This is a genomic window from Corallococcus carmarthensis (genome assembly GCF_003611695.1).
Classification (GTDB): domain Bacteria; phylum Myxococcota; class Myxococcia; order Myxococcales; family Myxococcaceae; genus Corallococcus; species Corallococcus carmarthensis.
In genome coordinates this window covers 1-3,370 of record NZ_RAWE01000402.1, presented here as the reverse complement: position 1 = coordinate 3,370, position 3,370 = coordinate 1, and the positions used below count along the sequence as shown (strand labels likewise).

General features: G+C 71.5%; 3 protein-coding genes. All 3 read left to right on the top strand.

All coding sequences use genetic code 11. From position 1 onward, the window contains the following. Positions 1-87 precede the first annotated feature (87 nt). The 3 genes from D7X32_RS43685 (at position 88) to D7X32_RS43675 (ending at position 3,105) form a co-directional block, all read left to right on the top strand. Entirely contained in the window at positions 88-534 is a 447-nt protein-coding gene (locus D7X32_RS43685) for a protease (protein WP_120608378.1), read from the top strand. A gap of 107 nt (positions 535-641) precedes the next feature. Then, a complete protein-coding gene (locus D7X32_RS43680; RefSeq protein ID WP_120608377.1) occupies positions 642-1,748 on the top strand; it encodes an isopenicillin N synthase family dioxygenase in 1,107 nt (368 codons plus the stop codon). 73 nt (positions 1,749-1,821) lie between these two features. Next, complete coding sequence (locus D7X32_RS43675) at positions 1,822-3,105, top strand: MFS transporter (protein ID WP_120608379.1); 1,284 nt, start codon at positions 1,822-1,824, stop codon at positions 3,103-3,105. Positions 3,106-3,370 lie beyond the last annotated feature (265 nt).

Sequence of the window (3,370 nt, the reverse complement as noted above, 5' to 3'; positions counted from 1 at the left end):
CAACATCTACACTCGACTAGTCGGCGGCAGCGTCAGATGTGTATAAGACACAGGCCGTCCCCAGAGCCCGCCTCGGAGCCCGCCGCCGTGACGACCCCGAAGCTGGAATGCGCCCTGAGCGTCCCCCCCAAGGCCAAGGTGGGCGCGTCCGTGGAGGTCCTCTTCAAGCTCACCAACCGCGCGGACACGCCCGTCTGGGTGCTCAAGTGGCAGACGCCGCTGGAGGGCATCCTGGGCACCGTGTTCCAGGTCACCCGCGACGGCGAGGAGGTGCCGTACCAGGGCCCCATGGTGAAGCGCGCCGCCCCGTCCGCGGACAGCTACACGGCCATCGCCCCGGGCGCGACGGTGGAGAACACCGTGGAGGTGACACAGGCCTATGACTTCAAGAAGCCGGGCACCTACCGCATCACCTTCCGCGACGCGCTGATGGACGTGGCCACGCGCAAGGAGGACGTCCCCCGGCCGGGCGGCGACTACCAGTCCACCCCGGTGACGTGCGCGCCGGTGGACGTGACGGTCACCGCGCGCTGAAGCAGGCGCGGGAAGGAGGCCCTTCCGGATTTCCCCGGAAGCAGGAGGGCGGGCAGGCACGCTCCCCCTCCTCAGCCGGGCCCGGGCGCGATACACCTGGGCCCACCATGGCGGACACCTCCTCGATGAACATTCCGACGGTCGACCTGCTGGACCTCGCGTCGGGTGAACCGGCTCGCCTCGAGCGCGCCGCGGCGGCCCTGCGCGAGGCCTTTGGCGTCTTCGGTCTCGTGTTCGTGAAGAACCACGGCGTGGACGCGCCGGCGCTGGAGCGCTTCTACGAGGCGTTCTCCGCCTTCGTGGCCCGCCCGGACGCGGAGAAGCGCCCCCTGGGCCGCGCGGACCTCTGGTACCAGCGCGGCTGGACGCCTCCCAACACGGAGGTCGCTGTCGCCGGCAACGGGCAGCCGGACTTCAAGGAGTGCTACTTCGCGGCGCCCACGCCCACGGACCCGCAGTCCGCCATGGAGTTCCCGGAGCTGTACCCGGAGAACATCTGGCCGGACAACGCGCCGCCCTTCTTCCAGGAGGGCCTGCTCACCATGGGCCGCGCGCTGCACGAGGCCGGCCTCAAGCTCTTGCGCGGCGCCGCCCTGGCGCTGAACCTGCCGCAGGACACCTTCACCGCCGCGTGCGAGAAGGCGCCCCACGTCACGCGCGCGCTCCAGTACCTGCCGCTGGGCCCGTCCCAGGTGAACACCGGCATCCTCTGGGGCGAGGAGCACACCGACTTCAACCTGCTGACGCTCCTGCCCGGAGGCCGGTTCCTGGATCCGGCGGGCCGCCCCGCGGCGAAGCCGGACGACAAGAGCGGCCTGTACCTGCGCACGCGCGCGACGCCCGAAGCGCCGCAGGGCGAGATGGTGCGCGGCACCGCGCCCGCGGGCTGCATCGTGGCGCAGGTGGGCCAGCAGCTGGAAATCCTGACGGGCGGCACGTTCCTCGCCACGCCGCACGTCATCACCGCGCCGGGCGTGCCGGGGTGGCAGCGCCAGTCCGCCGCGCACTTCATGCACGTGCACACCAGCCAGGTGCTCTTCCCGCTGCCCGGCTTCCGCACGCCGGAGGCGGTGGCCAACTACGCGCCGCCGGTGCTCGCGGGCACGTACGACATCAAGACGCTGGTGGACATCGGCCTCGCGCCGCCCGCCGCGCTCGACAAGCTGGGCTACCGCCACTACGACCGGCTCAACCGGATGCGCGCGACCTCATAAGCCGCGCGCGGGGCCCAAGCGCCCCTTGTGGCTGGCGGTGGAGGACGGGCTGCGTTACAGCGCAGCCACCGCCATGGCCACCCCGTCCGTCCTCGCCACGTCCATCTTCCGGTACCGCGACTTCCGGCTGTATCAAATCGCCCGTCTGTGCGCGGTGCTCGCGGCGCAGATTGAGTCGGTGGCCATCGGGTGGCAGGTGTACGAGCTCACCGGGAGCGCGCTCGCGCTGGGCTACACGGGCCTGTCCCAGTTCGTCCCCTTCCTCGCCTTCAGCCTGCTGGGCGGACAGGTGGCGGACCGCTACGACCGCCGCCGCATCCTGGCCATCTGCCAGGGCGTGATGATGGTGTGCAGCCTGCTGCTCCTGTCCTTCACGCTGGGCCACTTCCAGGACGTGCGCTTCGTCTACGGCATCCTGGTGCTGTTCGGCACCGCGAGAGCCTTCTACGCGCCCGCGGGCTCCGCGCTCACGCCCTACCTGGTGCCGAAGGAGGAGCTGACGCGCGCCGTGGCGGTGAACTCCATCACGTGGCAGGTGGCCACCATCTCCGGCCCCGCCCTGGGCGGCCTGCTCTACGGCTGGCTGGGCGGCAAGGGCGTCTACATCACGTCCGCGTCGCTGTGCGCGCTCACCATCGTGTGGCTCCTCTCGCTCCAGGTGCGCACCGGCAGCGCGTCGCGCGAACCCATTTCGATGAAGACGCTCGTCGCGGGTCTGCGCTTCGTGCGCCAGAAGCGGATGCTGCTGGGCAGCCTCACCCTGGACCTCTTCGCGGTGCTGCTGGGCGGCGCGGTGGCGCTGTTGCCCATCTACGCGCGCGACGTGCTGCACACCGGCCCGTGGGGCCTGGGCCTCTTGCGCAGCGCTCCGGCCGCGGGCGCGGCGGTGGTAGCGGTGCTGCTCGCGTTCCGCCCGCTGGGCAGGCACGCCGGGTGGAAGATGTTCGCCGCGGTGGCGGTGTTCGGCGCGGCCACGCTGGTGTTCGGCCTGAGCACGTCCCTGCCCCTGTCGCTCGCGGCGCTCGCAGTGGGCGGGGCTGCGGACATGGTGAGCGTGGTGGTGCGCCACACGCTGGAGCTGGTCTCCACGCCGGACGACATGCGCGGCCGCGTGAGCGCGGTGAACCTGATGTGCATCGGCGCCTCCAACGAGCTGGGCGAGTTCCGCGCGGGCTCGCTCGCGGAGGCCCTGGGCGCCGTGCACGCGGTGGTGATTGGCGCCGTGGGCACGCTCGTCGTCGTGGCGCTGTGGGCCTGGCTCTTCCCGGAGCTGCGCGACGTGGACCGGCTGGAGTCCGCCGCGCACCGCCCGCCCCGCCCCGAACAGGACGCCACCGAGTCCGCGCCCTCCGTCTGAGGCCGCACGGGCGCCGGGTGAAAACCATCGCGTCCGAAGGGTTGAACCCCGGGTGAGGGGGCTGTTGCCTGGGGGGCCACCCAAGGACAGTCCTTGTAACCAGGGAGGACACAACCGGGGCGAGCCGGCCCCCACCCTCCGAGGAGGGCCGCCGCTGGTATGGTCCGTGCTTGGACTCGCGTCCCATGGCGTACTACTTCAACGTGGTGGCACTCTGCGTAGGGGCCGCATTCTGCTTCGTGTTGGGCCGGGCCCTCTTCGAGGA

What these genes read in the sequence shown, in the direction of transcription:
- D7X32_RS43675 (WP_120608379.1), top strand. Translation starts at nt 1,822, where the DNA reads ATGGCCACCCCGTCCGTCCTCGCCACGTCCATCTTCCGGTACCGCGAC.
- D7X32_RS43680 (WP_120608377.1), top strand. Translation starts at nt 642, where the DNA reads ATGGCGGACACCTCCTCGATGAACATTCCGACGGTCGACCTGCTGGAC.